This is a genomic window from Pectobacterium colocasium, assembly GCF_020181655.1.
GTDB classification, from domain to species: Bacteria; Pseudomonadota; Gammaproteobacteria; order Enterobacterales; family Enterobacteriaceae; genus Pectobacterium; species Pectobacterium colocasium.
This window is the reverse complement of sequence record NZ_CP084032.1, coordinates 4,635,039-4,651,727: the sequence shown is the minus strand read 5'-3', so window position 1 is coordinate 4,651,727 and position 16,689 is coordinate 4,635,039. Positions and strand designations below refer to the sequence as shown.

Below are 16,689 nucleotides of genomic sequence, written 5' to 3'. Positions count from 1 at the left end.
TCCCCTAATTCGTTCTCTACGCTGTATAGAGCAAATATGATTTTTTCTCTTCTTATTCAGCTGGTTATTCTTTACTAAGAAATATTCCCATCTCTTTATTTTTAATATCAGACATGTCTGACTATCCTTTTATGTAATTGAGGCGTTACTTATGTTAATTATTGGTTGATTAAACTGTGATTTTTCCGATCGAAACTTGACTTTTGATAGTTGCTGTCTATTTATTATATGTTTTTGAATGATTTAAACGATCAATTCGTAAAGTTCAGAAACGCCTTGCCGATAAAAATAGATAACACAGGAGCGGTTATGGCTGCATGAGTCCGGAGAGGGAAGACCACGATTTATCACTTCAATCACGTCTCTGCGGTCTTATCAGTTGTATTTGTAGCATTGTTCGATTTATTTCCACTTTTGCACCTCAACACCCGAGGGAAACTATTTGATTTTTGATAGCGCTTCTCATGCTGCTCAGAGCATGCGTAAAAAATGCCTGCCTTAAGGTATCTCTGTCGCGTCAGAAGGTTTTTTCCTTCGGATCGCCAACCATTCTCCGCCCTGTGGTTCCATCAATCTGCGACATGTGCGCAATTGACCTTGCTATGCATTACCTTAAAGGAGTGAGACATGAATTTAGCGAACTGGCGTATTGGCTATCGACTGGGAGCCGGATTTGCCATCCTGATTTTGATGCTGTTTGTCGTGAGTATTTTTTCCTTGTCTAAGCTATCTGGTTTTCAGGATAGTGCCAGAAGTATCGTGAAAGACGTTTACCCTCAGACTGTTGATTCTAATAGCCTTATCGATAATGTGAACAGCATTCTGGTGGCATATCAGCGGCTAATGCTGGTTTCAGGTGCAGATCAAATCAAGGCAAATGTTACTCGTGTGAATGAATTCCGCCAGGAGATCGGTCGCCTATTAGATAAGCTAGAAAGCCAGACCGTTGAAGAACGTTCGGTCGCTCAGTTACGTCTTATCCGCGGGATTCGTACCGAATTTTTGAAATCCGGCGACAAAATTGTTAGCGATGTGGTGGCGGGTAATCGGGATGCGGCAATTGAGGAGTTCAACAATAACCTGAATGTCATCCAGCGCCAGTACCGTGATGCGGTAAGGCAACTGGTTAACTATCAGGATGATGCAATGGGAGCCTCCGTTGAAGATATGGCTGAGGTATACCGCGAGACTCGTATTATTCTGCTGCTCATTTTGGCGCTGGGTGCCGTATTCGGGGCATTGATTGCCTGGTCAATTACGCGCAGCGTAACCCGACCGATACAGCAGGCTTTGCAAGTGGCAGACAGAGTGGCACAGGGCGACCTGACCTCACGTATCACTGTTACCAGCAAAGATGAAACCGGATTGCTGCTGCAATCGTTGGATCACATGAACACCAGCTTGAGCACGATTGTCGGACAGGTGCGTGACGGTGCGGAAACCATCTCGACGGCAGCCTCGCAAATCGCCGCAGGTAATCAGGATCTGTCAGCGCGCACGGAAGAACAGGCCAGCTCGCTGGAAGAAACCGCAGCGTCGATGGAACAGCTTACCTCTACCATTAAAAACACGGCGGAGAACACCCAGCAGGCGACGGAAATCGCCAATAAAGCCTCCGGTGCGGCGAAGCAAAGCGGCGACGTGATGATTTCGGTGACGCAGAAAATGCGCGGCATTCGCGATTCATCTCAGCGTATGGCGGAGATCATTGGTGTGATTGACGGCATTGCCTTCCAGACTAATATTCTGGCGCTGAACGCGGCGGTTGAAGCTGCACGTGCGGGCGAGCAAGGTCGCGGTTTTGCGGTGGTAGCAGGGGAAGTACGTTCTTTGGCACAGCGCAGTGCGACCGCCGCGCGGGAGATCAAGGATTTGATCGACGACTCCGTGAGCAAAATTCAGGAAGGCATGTCGCTGGTGGATACTGCCGAAGAAACCATGGGCGGGCTAACGGGCTATGTGCGGGATGTGAATGAGATCATCAGTGAAATCTCGCAGGCCAGCCGTGAACAGAGCGACGGGATTAACCAGATGAATCTGGCCGTTGGACAGATTGATACCACGACCCAGCAGAACGCGGCTCTGGTCGAAGAATCGGCCTCTGCAGCGCTGTCTCTGCAAGCGCAGGCCTCCGTTCTGGCGGAAGCGGTGAGCGCGTTTAAGCTTCTGTCTTATGGCAGCGGCAAAACCGCTTCTTATGCACCGGCACCAACGCGCACGCCAACGCTGTCTTTAGCGCCAGCGGCAGCGAAAGACAAGGGAAATAACGGCGACTGGACGACGTTCTAAGGCTGCTTTTGTCACGCGGTTAGGTAAAACACCAACGCCACCTATGTCCGGTGGCGTTTTAGAGCGTAGATAACATGTGTTGTTTGCAGATTGCGCGTCGGGAGAAATAAGATATGTCGTAATATGGCGGCCTTTTCTCTGAATGGAATGATAAAGGCAAATGGAAATTTATGTAGTCTAAGTACGTGTTGCCATTTTTTCGCGCAATATCTCGACAAATCGTAACGCCCATGGAGAGGATTGCTGTACCTTGGCAGGATCAATTTTTCCTAATAATTCAAAGGAGTGCTCTCCCTTTCCATATTGATTTTTTGTCTTACAGCTGCGTGTTGCATTATCCAAGCTCCTGTATACCTTTTCTTTTTCAATTGTTTCAATCGGCATAGTTGATGCTGGTAGCTGGTTTTCCTGAAAGCCCTGACCGAAAAATTGCTTCACGGTTTCGTGGTCTGCTAGAAACCAGTTTTCCATACACTGCACCATTAAATGACATTGGGAATCCTCAACGCCTTGGGGTTTTTCCCAGTGATCTCCCCTCCGTTGAAGTAAGTGTTGCCAGGGGAGCCATCGGGCTCGGTCTTGTTGTTGGTTTTTATCTCCTGGCTGAATATTTGCAATAACCTGTTCCTCACTATCGACCAGTAACATCGCTGTTTCACCGTTACGAATTGCTGTACAAAAAGAATCATAAGCATCTGAACGACTGCCGCAGGCTACAATTCTTGGCATATTACCTCTTAGCCCTGCTTTTTCCAGAAACAGAGAAAATCCCTTTCTACATGCCGTTTTTAATGCCGCGGCATCTCCGCCGCCTTCCACATACAGTTTCACCAGCGAGTCCCTCCAATTTCACCTCTTGTCCAAAGTTGACCAAGTCGATATTTTTCTAGCCATGGTTTTAATTTTTCTGAATTCAATCTGGTCATTGTGGTGCCTCCCGCTGATTTTTCCGCCACTAACACTGATTCTGGTTGATCGCTCATCGCATCGACTAGCACGTCAGAATGTGTTGTCACAATGATTTGTGTACGCTGACTTGCTTCTTTCAGTAGCTGCGCCAGTGTGGGTAATACATCGGGATGTAGACCTAATTCTGGCTCTTCAATGCAAATTAAAGGGGGAGGATTGGGATGACACAAAACGGCCAGAAGACAAAGATAGCGTAGTGTTCCATCTGATAATCGTGTGGCGGGTACGGTGAAGTCTCCTTCATGGAAAAAAACCTGAACTGTTCCCCCTTCTATTTGCACATCATAATCATCAATTCCTTCATACAATGCTTGAAGGGCACTGAGTAAACGTTGTTTGGTTGCGGGTTCTCGACGAAGCCGGTTTAGAACTAGCCCTAGATTGCTACAGTTCGACTCAAGTAAGTCATTGGGTAAATCTGCTTTTTGTGGCTTTCTGGGGGACGTATAACGGCCGAAGCTCCATTCCCGATAGAGATGAATTTTTGCAAGTTCTAACCCTAGGTAGGTGATTTCAGGGTATTGATCGGGGTCACGGCGCTGAGAAAGTATAGATTTTTCAAGATCGATGTCTTGCTGCTGTAATGTTCTTTTACTACCTTTGACATTTAATGTAGGACGTCCACCGTTAAAGTGGTAATAAAAGTAGGGTTCTTTATATCTTTCACCATCAGATTTTTTATTTTCAACACGTTCATCAATAATTTCAAAGCGCTGTCCCACTTCGGTAAATGAAAGTGTGTAGCGCAACGGTTGCTGACCAGTTGGATAGCATAGTACTGCATTTAGCTCAGCTGTTGGTGTTCCAGCTTTCGCTCCCTTCCATAACCAGTCGCGAACTCCACCGCCATCACGTATTGGTGTTAATAGTTTATCAGGTGCATTGCGGAGTAATTCAATGGCTTCAAGAAGATTAGATTTTCCTGAACCATTTGGTCCGATGATCACATTCAGACGTTTAAGTGTGATTTCTTCAGCTGATGCTCCAAAGCTGAGGAAATTGGTTAATTGAATTGATTCCAGTAGCATCTTGCCCCCTTTCTATATGTGCTTTTTATATATTATCTTGTCTTTTTTTCCAAAAATTTAAATAGTTAATGGTTTTTTTACTTTTTACTATTCTTTGCGGTCCTGAAATGATGTGTATCACTTCAAATCATAACGTTCGAACCACGCCAGCATACGCTGCCAGCCGTCTTGTGCAGATTCTTCATGGTAGCTGGGGCGATAATCGGCATGAAAAGCATGACCGGCATCGGGGTAGACGATGATATCTGCCGCCGCATTGGCAGCGCGTAGCGCTTGCCGCATCGTATCAACCTGTGACAACGGAATCCCTTCGTCCTTTGCGCCATATAACCCCAGCACAGGGGCTCCCAAGTCCGTTGCAATATCGACCGGATGTTTGGGGCTATTCAGCGTTTTTTCACCCGTAAACTTACCGTACCAGGCAACCGCCGCCTTGAGCTGCGGGTTGTGCGCAGCGTAGAGCCAGGTGATGCGTCCGCCCCAACAGAAGCCGGTGATCGCCAGCTTACTGGCATCGCCGCCCTGTTTAATCGCCCAGTTGGCGGTGTGATCGAGATCGGACAGCACCTGCGTATCAGGCACCTTACAAACCAGCTCGGCCAGGATCCGCTTAATGTCGTTATAGTGGCTGGGGTCGCCCTGACGGAAATACAGCTCTGGCGCAATGGCCATATAGCCCTGTTTGGCCAGCCTGCGGCAAACGTCCTGAATGTGCTGATGAACGCCGAAAATCTCCTGCACCACCAGCACGATAGGGAGCGGCTTGTCATGGTTCGCCGGTCTGGCGATATACGCGGGGAGCTGCTCACCCTGAGAAGAAATGGTGGTTTCACTGGCAATGATACCGACAGAATCCGTGGTAATGATGGAGGAGGTCTGCGGTTCCACTGCCGGGGATAGCCCCTGAGGAAGATGTTTGAAGGTCGTCTGTTCATCAGTCTTCATTACGCGCTCTCCTGTTATCGATGAATCGTTGCTAGCAGCATTATGCCTACAGCACGTCGAGATGTGCCTACAGCGTGCTGAGATAGTCTTCGAAGCGTTTTCCTTTCTCTGGCCTGAAGTATAGGTCGGTCTCCGCCACTGAAGTGATGTTATCTACCCTTAGATTACGAAAGTCTGAGCGAGTTTCACACCATATCGTGAGTAACCATACGGCATCAAACAGGGTTAAACCAAGAGGACGGGCGATTCTATCGCTTTCTCTTCCTTGCAGATCAACATAGGTAATACGCAGTTGGAGCTTGTTACGAATGGCCAGACGAAGAAAAGCCAGATGGTTTATGGCTCTCTCATTTTCCTCGGTATGTCGAGAAACGGCTCTGAGAGGCAGCAGCTTATAGGTCTCTGCTTTTTTGGCACCAATCACCGCGCTGATTTTTGCTGAAACCCGGCTGGCCGCTGCGGAAAGCATGTCATCGCCTCGTGCACCTATCAGCCGCATTCCCAGCATAATGGCGTCCAGTTCATCTGGATCAAAGTTCAGTGGAGGAAGGAAGTAGTCTTTTTCAAGTAGGTAACCGAGTCCCGATTCACCGCGAATAGGGGCGCCGATGGTTTGTAGTGCCGCCATATCCCTGTAGATCGTTCTGACTGATACATTCAACGCTTGAGCTAATATTTCCGCTGATACTGGGTGTACACGGCCGCGAAGATGGTCAAGTAAAGAGAGTAGTCGGATCGTTTTCATGAGAAGAGATTACACCACCCTGACAAGTTCTGTCAGGGTGGTGTAATACGATTCAGACTTCATATCATCCTGATAACGGAGTTCATCATGGCTACCCCATGTTACGAAATAGTCACTTACACGGTAAAAACCCAGCAAGAGGCCGATTCAGCGCGCTTATCGGCACAACGTCTGCTAAAGCATTTCCCTGGGTTTATCGATTGGATCGCATTTTCAGGCATCGATATTTCCGCTGAGCGTGTCGATCTTGTGGTGTGGAATAGTCTTGAAGCCGCACGGGCTGCGGCAAAAGCGGTTGAAAGCCAACCTGAATTTTCCTGTTTCAGATCTTCTGTCAGCGCGTTGCACAGCATGGGGCACTACACCGTCCACATGCTGGACGCACCGTCAGTCACGAGCAGAGGCGGTATCGAAATAGGGCGATTTCGTCTCAAGCAGGGTATTCAGGAGAGTGACATGCGCCAGGCTTATAATCAGATGATAGAACGCCACCTTTCACTTCAGCCTGGCTGGAAAGGTCAGTATTTGGTTAGTCTGGATAATGGCGTCTTTATTGATCTTGCCTTTGCCGACAATCAACCGTGCGCAGAAGCCATTTGCGCATCGTGGCAGGGGCAAGCGGTATGTCATGCCTTTCTGGAAATGATTGAGCCAGAGAGTATCGAGTTTGGTTCGTTGTGATAACCGATAAGGCTAAAGAATCTACACTAGAAGACGATTCATCGGCAAACATGAATACCTCACCTGATAAATAGTGATTTTCATCACATATTTTATGTATGTTTATGTTTGTTTCTTTTTCATCGGTGACTCTCGTCACTTAAAAAAACGTCATGGTGCGCTAGAGTCTTTTTATTGAACGGACGCTTATGGACTAATGCCGATCGTTTAAGCATCAAGATACCGGGGGCTACCACGGTGCGAGGTATCCCTGCGGGATCCTCATCACCGTGTTTCCCCCTATAAAATGCAAGCGCATTTTAAATGCCACTTGTGGCAACCCGTCAGGGCGAACACAGGAACTGGGCGAGTCAATCCAGTCTTAAGTGAACAGCGTTACGCTTACAGAGCGCGTTTATGGGGCGTCCGGCATGATTTCTCTGAATACCCAATTGATTGCCCGGGAGGCAGTTATGTCTACATCTGATGTGTTCCATCTTGGTTTGGTCAAGAACGATTTACAGGGCGCGACGCTGGCTATCGTACCCGGCGATCCTGAGCGTGTAGAAAAAATTGCTCGTCTGATGGACAACCCGGTACATCTGGCATCGCACCGTGAGTTTACGTCCTGGCGTGCGGAGCTGGACGGCAAGGCCGTTATTGTTTGCTCGACGGGTATTGGCGGTCCATCAACGTCAATCGCGGTAGAAGAATTGGCCCAGCTTGGCATTCGTACTTTCCTGCGTGTGGGCACCACCGGGGCGATTCAGTCTGGTATCAATGTCGGTGATGTGTTGGTGACCACCGCAGCCGTCCGTCTTGACGGGGCAAGCCTGCACTTCGCACCGATGGAATTCCCGGCCGTTGCGGATTTTGGCTGTACCACCGCGCTGGTGGAAGCGGCAAAAGCTTCGGGTGCGGCGTTGCACGTCGGCATCACGGCGTCTTCCGATACGTTCTACCCTGGTCAGGAACGCTATGACACCTTCTCTGGCCGCGTTGTACGTCGCTTCCGCGGTTCGATGGAAGAGTGGCAGAGCATGGGGGTGCTGAACTATGAAATGGAATCTGCCACGTTGCTGACCATGTGCGCCAGTCAGGGGTTAAAAGCGGGCATGATCGCGGGCGTGATCGTGAACCGTACCCAGCAGGAAATCCCTGATGCGGCGACCATGAAGCTGGCCGAAACCACCGTGATTAAGGTGCTGCTGGATGCGACACGTCGGTTGTTAGCGGCTGAATAAGCGAAAAAATTGATGATATTTTGGGCTGGTCATCGCAGAGGCCAGCCCTTATTCTAATAACTTGTTCTGGTTTATTGGGTTAACCTGCGACATGCTCTACGTGTGTAATACGGTTGCCTTGCTCGCCTTTCAACCTCGCAAGGAGATGTATGACCGAACCAACGTTGCTTCATCCCTCTTTATTACCGCTGGACGGCGGAATCAACTTCCGCGATTTAGGCGGCAACCGCGCTGCTGATGGGCGGCTTATCCGACACGGCAAACTTTTTCGCTCTGGCTCACTGGATCTGCTGAGTCAGGCAGACTGTAAGCATCTTGCGGGCGTGCCTATTTCCCACGTGGTGGATTATCGGGATGCCGATGAAATTGCGCAAAAGCCCGATGTATTGTGGGCAGGTGCGACCTATCACGCTTACCCTGCCAACCCATTGCGCCATGAAGTGACGGCCAACCTGGACTCGCTGGGGTCTGATGTGCTGGCGGCGTTTGATTCCCGGGCGTTTATGCTGGAGTTTTATCGCCGTTTACCTTTCAATAATTCAGCCTATAAACAGCTGGTGTCGCTGCTATTACAGCCGGGTGAGGGCGGGCTGGTACAGCACTGTGCGGTGGGTAAAGATCGTACGGGTATCGGCTCGGCGCTGGTGATGTTTGCGCTGGGTGCGGATGAACAGACGGTGATGGAAGATTATCTGCTGACGGAAACGACGCTGACGCCATTCCGCCAGCAACTGCTGACGCATTTGTCGGCAACGCTGAATGAGAAAGCGTTGGGACAGTTCTCTTATGTGCTGTCGGTGCAGGAAGAGTTCATTGTGACGGCGTTGCAGGCTATTTACGAACGACACGGTTCGATCGATAGCTGGCTGGAGGTGGAATACGGCCTGGATAATCGTGCGCGGAACTATTTGCAGGATAAATATCTGGCGTAAGGTTTTCTTCACCTTATTGATGAATCGACTCCATCATCACCGCTGACTGATTTTTTCAGCAAAAAAGGCCGGTCATCTGACCGGCCTCTGATTTAGTCCTTGCTGCTGTGTTGCTTTGCTACTGGGGTGATTAACCCGTATTACGCATACCTGCCGCGACACCGGCGATGGTGACCATCAGCGCCAGCTCCAGATCGGCATCCGGTTTTTCCTGCTGACGCGAACGATGCAGCAACTCGGCCTGCAACACGTTCAGGGGGTCGGTATAGACGTTACGCAGGGCGATCGACTCGGCGATCCACGGCAGATCCGCCATCAGGTGATCGTCGTTAGAGATCGCCAGCACGATGTTGATGTCGGCGGCCAACTGATCGCGCAGCTGTTTCCCTAACGGCCACAGCTTCTCTTCGACCAGACGCTGATCGTAATATTCCGCCAGCCACAGGTCGGCTTTGGCGAACACCATCTCCAGCATACCGATACGCGTTGAGAAGAACGGCCAGTTGCGGCACATTTCTTCCAGCTGTTCCTGTTTACCGTCATCCACCACTTTCTGCAACGCGGCACCCGCGCCGAGCCAGGCTGGCAGCATCAGGCGGTTCTGCGTCCAGGCGAAAATCCACGGGATAGCACGCAGGCTTTCTACGCCGCCATTCGGACGGCGTTTGGCCGGACGTGAGCCCAGCGGCAGTTTGCCCAGCTCCAACTCAGGTGTCGCAGCGCGGAAGTAAGGGACGAAATCCGGGTTCTCACGCACGTATCCACGGTACATATCACAGGACACACGGGACAGCTCATCCATCACCTCGTGCCATTCCTGTTTTGGTTCCGGCGGCGGCAACAGGTTCGCTTCCAGAATGGCGCCGGTATACAGCGCGAGGCTGCTGATGGTGACTTCCGGCAGGCCGTATTTAAAGCGGATCATCTCGCCTTGTTCTGTCACGCGCAGGCCGCCTTTCAGGCTGCCCGGCGGTTGTGACAGCAGAGCGGCATGAGCCGGTGCGCCACCGCGACCGATGGAACCGCCGCGTCCGTGGAACAGCGTCAGTGCGATACCGGCTTTCTCACAGGTTTTGATCAGCGCGTCCTGTGCACGGTACTGCGCCCAGGAGGCTGCCATTACGCCCGCGTCTTTCGCGGAGTCGGAATAGCCGATCATGACCATCTGTTTGCCCTGAATAAAGCCACGATACCAGTCGATGCTTAGCAGTTGGGTCATGACATCATCGGCGTTGTTCAGGTCGTCCAGCGTTTCAAACAGCGGCGCGACCGGCAGGGCGAACGGACAGCCTGCCTCTTTGAGCAGCAGATGAACGGCCAGCACGTCGGAAGGCGTGCGCGCCATTGAAATAACGTAAGCGGCGATGGAACCCTGCGGCGCTTTGGCGATGACCCGACAGGTATCCAGCACTTCTTTGGTATCCGCACTCGGTTCCCAGTAGCGTGGCAGGAGCGGGCGCTTGGAACTCAGTTCACGGATCAGGAAGGCTTGCTTGTCGGACTCTGACCAGCTTTCGTAGTCGCCCAGACCCAGATAACGGGTAATCTCAGCCACCGCTTCGGTGTGGCGTGTGCTTTCCTGACGAACATCGATGCGCACCAAAGGCACGCCGAAGCAGCGCACGCGACGCAGCGTATCCAGCAGGCGACCGTCGGCGATGATGCCCATGCCGCAGGTTTTCAGTGACTGGTAGCAGGCGTGGAGCGGTTCCCAAAGCTGCTCGTTGGTAATCAGCAGATCTTTGGGGGGCAGATGTTCTTCGCCCGTCAGGCGCGCTTCCAGATAGTTCAGCGTACTGCTCAACTGTGAACGCAGTGATTTCATGATGGCGCGGTACGGTTCCTGTACCTCGCTGCCACCAGCCAGTTCCAACAGCTCCGGCGTACATTCGGACATCGACAGCTCGGAAACCAGCACCTGAATATCACGCAGGAACAGATCGGCGGCTTTCCAGCGGCTGAGTAGCAGAACATGGCGAGTCACTTCTGCCGTAACGTTTGGGTTACCGTCACGGTCGCCGCCCATCCAGGAGGTAAAGCGCACCGGAACGGCGTCAACGGGCAAACGGTAGCCGAAAGCCTGTTCCAGCTGTTCATCCAGCTCGCGTAAAAACGCTGGGACGCCTTCCCACAGGCTGTTTTCCACCACGGCGAAGCCCCATTTGGCTTCATCTACCGGGGTAGGACGAATTTTACGGATCTCATCGGTATGCCAGGACTGCGCGATCAACTGGCGCAGACGACGCATGATCTGGTTACGTTCATAATCCGCCAGATCGTTATGGTCGAGTTGCTTGAGACAGGTATTCACTTCCACCAGCTTGTGGATCAACGTCCGGCGGGTAATTTCGGTTGGGTGTGCGGTCAACACCAGTTCGATCGACAGCGACTCCACGGCATCGCGGATATCGCGTTCGGTCAGATCTTTGCTTTCCTTCAGGCGCTCAAAGGCGTTGGAAAGCAGTGCCGGGTTACTCGCCGCTTCACCATGCGGTGAAATGGTATGGTATTGCTCGGCGGTATTGGTCAGGTTAAGGAACTGGCTGAATGCGCGTGCAACCGGCAACAGTTCATCGTTAGACAGGTTTTGCAGTGTGGTCAGCAACTCCTGACGATGTTTTTCATTACCTGCGCGGGAAGATTTTGACAACTTGCGGATTGTTTCGACTTTATCAAGGATGTTCTCACCCAGTGCTTCCTTGATGGTATCGCCGAGCAGTTTGCCGAGCATACTGACGTTACTGCGCATTGCGGAATATTGTTCGTTCATAGTTACCCTGACCCACCCCTACCATTTTTGTAAGTTTATTTCACTTGACATATTTTGACGCACTGCCTCCATCTAGCCACGATAAGGCGGGTTCGTCAATTGACGATTCTTTCTTCTCCTTATTCTTTGTACTTGCATTGAGGCGGGCTTGGCAATTTGTGAAATTTAATTACAGCGGCGCGGATATTAGACTAACTAATCAGAGAGGAAAGAGGGCGGGGCGCAACGGCCCCGCGAGTGCGGTTACGACTGTTTGGAGGCTCTGACAACCAGAATATAAGTCAGTGTGAAGGACAGCACGATGGCGATGGCCATGCCGGAAACGGCGTAGCTAAAGTACGGGCCGATATAGGCTGGCAGGCTGAAAATACTCGACAAGATGTAGCCATACAGCCGGACACCGAAGTACGCGATAAAGGCCGAGGCGATGGAGCTGGCAATAGTCGCGGAGATAAATGCTTTTTTATACTTGGTCAGTACGCCGAAGAGTGCAGGTTCGGTAATACCGAGCAGCGCAGAAACCCCAGCAGACAGCACGACAGATTTGTCCTGACGGGTTTTGGCATGGAAGTAGATGGCGAACGTTGCGCCTGCAATCGCCATATTCGCCATGCACATCATCGGCATCAGCATATCAAAGCCCTGATTGCTGAAATTTTGCAGTGCAATAGGCGTCATCGCGTGATGCATGCCAGTCAGGATAGCGACAGGCCGAATCGCACCGACCACGAAACCAGCAAAGATAGACGACACATCGAACAGGCTCTGAATAAACAGTGCCAGCAGTTTACCGAGGTAGATCCCGAATGGCCCGATAATGGTGAGCGACACCAGTGCGGCGATAAACAGCGTCAGCGTTGGGGTAAATACGGTTTTCAGCACCGAAGGCATAATGCGATCGACCCAACGATGGATATAGCTCAGTGCCAGCACGGAGAAAATCACCGGGATGACGCTGGCGGCATAGTTGAACACCGGAATGGGTAGCACACCGATGAAGTAAAAGGCGCTGACCGCATTAGGGCTATTGCTGGCTAGTGCCTTCGCCGCTTCTATCAACGACGGGTACATCAGGCAGGCTGCAACAGCCGCTGCCAGATATTCGCTTGTTTTAAATATCCTGGCTGCGGAGATGGCGAGGAAGAAAGGTAAGAAATAGAACACACCGCTGGCGATCAGATCGAGGACGATCACGGTATCAGTTTTGGCAGAGACCACTTTCAAGGCGATCAACCCTGCCAGCAGCCCTTTGATCATCCCGGCACCTGCGATGGCAGGGACGATCGGACCAAATACGCCGGAAACGGTATCCATGAACAGCGAAATCAGCCCCTTCTTCTGCTTCTGCACGTCCGGCTGCGATGTCGTTGTAGGCGAAAGCTGGGCGTTCAGCAGTTCGTAATACTCATTGACCTGCGGCCCGATAATAATCTGGAATTGCTCACTCTGGTGTTGGGCACCTAATATACCTGGCAGGTTCCTGATAGCGTCCGTTTGCACTTTATTTTCGTCAATTAAATCAAACCGCAACCGCGTCATGCAGTGCCAGGCTTTATTAATATTTTCGCTTCCGCCGACCAATTTAATGATTGACTGAATAACGTCATTTTTTCCCATGGAATAAATTCTCCGCTGCATAGCCTTATGTTGTTTTTGGCTGACTTATTTCCGCAGATAGTAAAATTTAAAAAAATAAAAAACAAACCAATAAAACATGATTTTCGTCACATGGTTACTTTTTCAAGGGGTGCTTGTTGTTGTTTTCTCTAAATTGGTCTGGTTTTTTTATCAATTTGACGTGTTTTTCAAACCAAAATAATTCTTTTAATTAAGAGGTTTACAATAAAAGAAAAAATAAGTAGAAAACAAAAAAGAAATTGATTTTTAGACTGTGTTTTTTCCGGGAATGGCTATTCCGGAAATGCACTGGAGGATATTTTTGTGTTGCCGACAATCATTACTGACATTGAATGTCTCGTTACCCGCCCTGACCGTCATAATTTGGTGACGGTGGTGGTTTACACGGATAAAGGCGTTACGGGATATGGCTGTGCGACCTTCCAGCAGCGCCCATTGGCCGTCAAAGCGATGGTGGACGAGTACCTCAAACCGCTGCTGCTAGGACGAGATGCTAACCACATTGAAGATCTGTGGCACATGATGATGGTCAACGCTTATTGGCGTAACGGGCCGGTTATCAACAATGCGGTGGCGGGCGTCGATATGGCGCTGTGGGATATCAAAGGCAAGCTGGCGGATATGCCGCTTTATCACCTGTTTGGTGGGAAATCCCGCGATGCGATTGCCGCCTACAGCCATGCTGCCAGCGATACGCTGGACGGGCTGTATCAGGACGTGGAGCGGTTGTATGCACAAGGTTACCGCCATATTCGCTGCCAGTTAGGCTTCTATGGTGGTAACCCTGACACGTTGCACAGCACGAAGCAGCCAACGGAGGGAGCTTATTACGATCAGGAGCAGTACATGGCGAATACGCTCGCCATGTTCCGTGCACTGCGCGAGAAATACGGCGATCGTTTCCACATCCTGCATGATGTCCATGAGCGCCTGTTCCCGAATCAGGCGGTGCAGTTTGCCAAAGCGGTAGAAGCCTATCGTCCCTATTTTATCGAAGATATTTTGCCGCCTGCGCAAAACGAGTGGCTGGCGCAGATCCGCAGCCAGAGCGCGGTGCCGCTGGCGACGGGTGAGCTATTTAATAATCCTGCCGAGTGGCAGAGTCTGGTGATTAACCGGCAGATTGATTTCATTCGCTGCCATGTCTCACAAATTGGCGGGATTACGCCTGCGCTGAAACTAGGCGCGTTCTGTCAGAACTTTGGTGTTCGGCTGGCATGGCACTGCCCACCGGATATGACGCCTATCGGCGCGGCGGTCAACATTCACCTGAATATCCATTTGCACAATGCTGCGATTCAGGAATTTGTCGCTTACCCGGAAAATACCCGCAAGGTCTTCCCGCAGGCGGTGGAGCCGGAGAATGGTTATCTGTATCCGATTGAACGCCCCGGTATTGGCGTCGGTATCGATCTGGATGCGGCGCGGCAGTTCCCCGTCGTCTATCGTCCGCATGAATGGACGCAGAGCCGCCTGCCGGATGGCACGATGCATACGCCCTGAGTCAGCACTAAGGCGACTGGCGGAAATTCAGGTTATCAAGATTTAAAGGGATGACGTAGGTGCAGGCGTAGTTGATATCGATGATATCGCTCGATTCGTACACGCGACCGCCCTGTAGAATACCGCGATTAAGAATATGCATCGCCGCCGTACCTTTCTTGCAGCCCAGTAGCTCAGCCTGTGCTTTGGTAACGTTAACTGCCTGATAGTGCGTCAGGTAGTGCGAAATCGCATAGCCCTTGCTGAGCACGTACTTCTGAATTGAGCTTTCAATAATCTTCTGGTTCATATCCGGGAAATCCGCTGCGGGCATTTTCGATATTTCGATCTGCACCTTGCGGTTATCAACGTAGCGTAATCGGCTGAATTCCCAGATAAACTCACTGTCGCCGATCGCAAAGACCTGTTGCTCTTCCCGATTGGGCAGGCGCTTGTGCAGGCTGAGCAGACGGAATGAAATCTGATTAAATTTCTTTTCGGTAATCGAGTTATACACCAGCGGGTTGCTGCGTACGCCCTGATTAATGAAGTTACCCGAGCCCTGCACCATATGGATCGCGCCGATGCTGGCGAGCTTTTCCAGTGCCTGGCGGATGGTAAAGCGCGACACGCCGTATTCTTCCGCCAGTTGACGTTCCGGCGGCAGTTTTTCCGGCAATGGGTCGGTGTGCTGATAGATTTTGCTCAGTAAATCCTGCGCGATGAAATCTTTCTTTTTCATGAGCTGTCTCAAAATAGCCCTGCCAGCATGGCTGACAAGGCCGCTTTCATCGGATCAGTGGTGGCAGAAGTGATGAATCACCTGAGAAATCAGCTCCCGCGTCGGCTTGATAAACTTGGTATCAATATATTCATCCGGCTGGTGCGCCTGTTCGATCGATCCTGGCCCCAGAACCAGCGTTGGGCACAGCGTCTGAATAAACGGGGCTTCGGTACAGTAGTTCACGATTTCGGTTTTCGTCCCCAGCAGATTCTCTACGACCGATACCAGACGGTGATCGGGCGGGCACTCATAACCAGGAATGGGCGGATGCAGCTCGCTGATGGTCAGCCTACCCGGCCAGCGCTGACTGACAGGCTCAAGCGCTTCTGACAGCAGTCCGTTTAGATCGTTAAGCGTAATGCCCGGCAGCGGACGAATATCCATATGCAGTTCACAGCAGCCGCAGATACGGTTCGCAGCATCGCCACCGTGAATGTGGCCGAGATTCATCGTGGGGTGGGGAATGTGGAAAATCGGGTTGTGATAGCGTTCCTGTAGGGTATTGCGCAGAACAAACAGATGGGAAATCGCTTCGTGCATCAGCTCAATCGCATTCACACCGCGCGAAGGATCGCTGGAGTGACCAGACTGCCCCTGAATACGGATCGCGTTGGACATATGGCCTTTGTGGGCACGTACCGGCTGCAACGAGGTGGGCTCGCCGATGATGGCGCAGTCTGGGCGAATTTGCGTGGATTCGGAGAAATACTTGGCACCGGCCATCGTCGTTTCTTCATCGGCCGTCGCCAGAATATAAAGTGGCTTTGTCAGCTTGGTCGGATCGATGTCGCGCAAGGCATCAAGAATAAAGGCAAAGAACCCTTTCATATCCGCGGTACCCAGGCCGTACAGCTTATTGTCGTGCTCGGTTAGCGTGAAAGGATCGCGCGTCCAGCGGCCATCGTCGAACGGCACGGTGTCGGTATGCCCTGCCAACAATAAACCGCCTTTTCCTTCACCAATTCGTGCCAGCATATTAAATTTATTGAGGGTGCCGGGAACCGGCTGGACTTCAACATGGAAGCCGAGATCGCCGAACCAGCCTGCCAGCAGGTTGATTAACGCCTGATTACTTTGATCGAGCGCGCTGTCGGTGGCACTGATGGACGGTGTCGCGATTAATGCCCGATATAGCTCAATAAAAGGGGGTAAATTCATCTTCACTGTTGACAGCCTCTGGTTAGGATAGTATCAATATTCATG

The 16,689-nt window shown here is 51.2% G+C and carries 13 protein-coding genes; 5 read left to right on the top strand and 8 right to left on the bottom strand.

The genetic code is table 11. The features are described from left to right. Positions 1 to 627 precede the first annotated feature (627 nt). Positions 628 to 2,289 (top strand): methyl-accepting chemotaxis protein, encoded by a 1,662-nt coding sequence (locus LCF41_RS21000; protein WP_225086181.1) that lies wholly within the window; start codon positions 628 to 630, stop codon positions 2,287 to 2,289. Between the two features lie 177 nt (positions 2,290 to 2,466). Here LCF41_RS21000 and LCF41_RS20995 read toward each other — a convergent pair whose 3' ends face one another. From LCF41_RS20995 to LCF41_RS20980, 4 genes are all read right to left on the bottom strand, one after another. Continuing rightward, a complete protein-coding gene (locus LCF41_RS20995) occupies positions 2,467 to 3,120 on the bottom strand; it encodes a DUF4276 family protein (protein ID WP_225086180.1) in 654 nt (217 codons plus the stop codon). Next, on the bottom strand, positions 3,117 to 4,286 hold the full coding sequence (locus LCF41_RS20990) for an AAA family ATPase (protein WP_225086179.1): 1,170 nt from the start codon (positions 4,284 to 4,286) through the stop codon (positions 3,117 to 3,119). Before LCF41_RS20990 ends, LCF41_RS20995 begins: the two co-directional genes overlap by 4 nt. Before the next feature lie 117 nt (positions 4,287 to 4,403). Further along, positions 4,404 to 5,231 (bottom strand): dienelactone hydrolase family protein, encoded by an 828-nt coding sequence (locus LCF41_RS20985; RefSeq protein ID WP_225086178.1) that lies wholly within the window; start codon positions 5,229 to 5,231, stop codon positions 4,404 to 4,406. Between the two features lie 67 nt (positions 5,232 to 5,298). After that, positions 5,299 to 5,976: a helix-turn-helix transcriptional regulator gene (locus LCF41_RS20980; RefSeq protein WP_225086177.1), complete on the bottom strand. Its 678-nt coding sequence runs from the start codon at positions 5,974 to 5,976 to the stop codon at positions 5,299 to 5,301. An 87-nt stretch (positions 5,977 to 6,063) separates the two neighbouring features. Here LCF41_RS20980 and LCF41_RS20975 point away from each other — a divergent pair, with 87 nt between their 5' ends. The 3 genes from LCF41_RS20975 to LCF41_RS20965 all read left to right on the top strand — a co-directional run bounded on the left by LCF41_RS20975 (position 6,064) and on the right by LCF41_RS20965 (position 8,812). Further along, positions 6,064 to 6,657 carry a hypothetical protein gene (locus LCF41_RS20975; protein WP_225086176.1) on the top strand — a complete coding sequence of 198 codons (594 nt, stop codon included), beginning with the start codon at positions 6,064 to 6,066 and terminating at the stop codon, positions 6,655 to 6,657. A gap of 452 nt (positions 6,658 to 7,109) precedes the next feature. Continuing rightward, on the top strand, positions 7,110 to 7,880 hold the full coding sequence (gene udp / locus LCF41_RS20970) for a uridine phosphorylase (RefSeq protein ID WP_010283777.1): 771 nt from the start codon (positions 7,110 to 7,112) through the stop codon (positions 7,878 to 7,880). Between the two features lie 149 nt (positions 7,881 to 8,029). After that, entirely contained in the window at positions 8,030 to 8,812 is a 783-nt protein-coding gene (locus LCF41_RS20965) for a tyrosine-protein phosphatase (protein WP_225086175.1), read from the top strand. A gap of 130 nt (positions 8,813 to 8,942) precedes the next feature. Here the strand turns inward: LCF41_RS20965 and ppc are convergent, their stop codons facing one another. After that, a complete protein-coding gene (gene ppc / locus LCF41_RS20960; protein ID WP_225086174.1) occupies positions 8,943 to 11,582 on the bottom strand; it encodes a phosphoenolpyruvate carboxylase in 2,640 nt (879 codons plus the stop codon). Positions 11,583 to 11,825: 243 nt separating this feature from the next. Continuing rightward, a complete protein-coding gene (locus LCF41_RS20955; RefSeq protein ID WP_225086173.1) occupies positions 11,826 to 13,199 on the bottom strand; it encodes a PTS transporter subunit EIIC in 1,374 nt (457 codons plus the stop codon). A gap of 324 nt (positions 13,200 to 13,523) precedes the next feature. Here LCF41_RS20955 and LCF41_RS20950 point away from each other — a divergent pair, with 324 nt between their 5' ends. Further along, positions 13,524 to 14,723, top strand: coding sequence for a starvation-sensing protein RspA (locus tag LCF41_RS20950; protein WP_225086172.1), 1,200 nt, complete (start codon positions 13,524 to 13,526; stop codon positions 14,721 to 14,723). Positions 14,724 to 14,730: 7 nt separating this feature from the next. On the opposite strand, the gene LCF41_RS20945 is transcribed toward LCF41_RS20950, so the two are convergent. Next, a complete protein-coding gene (locus LCF41_RS20945) occupies positions 14,731 to 15,444 on the bottom strand; it encodes a GntR family transcriptional regulator (RefSeq protein WP_225086171.1) in 714 nt (237 codons plus the stop codon). Between the two features lie 54 nt (positions 15,445 to 15,498). Beyond that, positions 15,499 to 16,650 carry an acetylornithine deacetylase gene (gene argE, locus LCF41_RS20940; protein WP_225086170.1) on the bottom strand — a complete coding sequence of 384 codons (1,152 nt, stop codon included), beginning with the start codon at positions 16,648 to 16,650 and terminating at the stop codon, positions 15,499 to 15,501. Positions 16,651 to 16,689 lie beyond the last annotated feature (39 nt).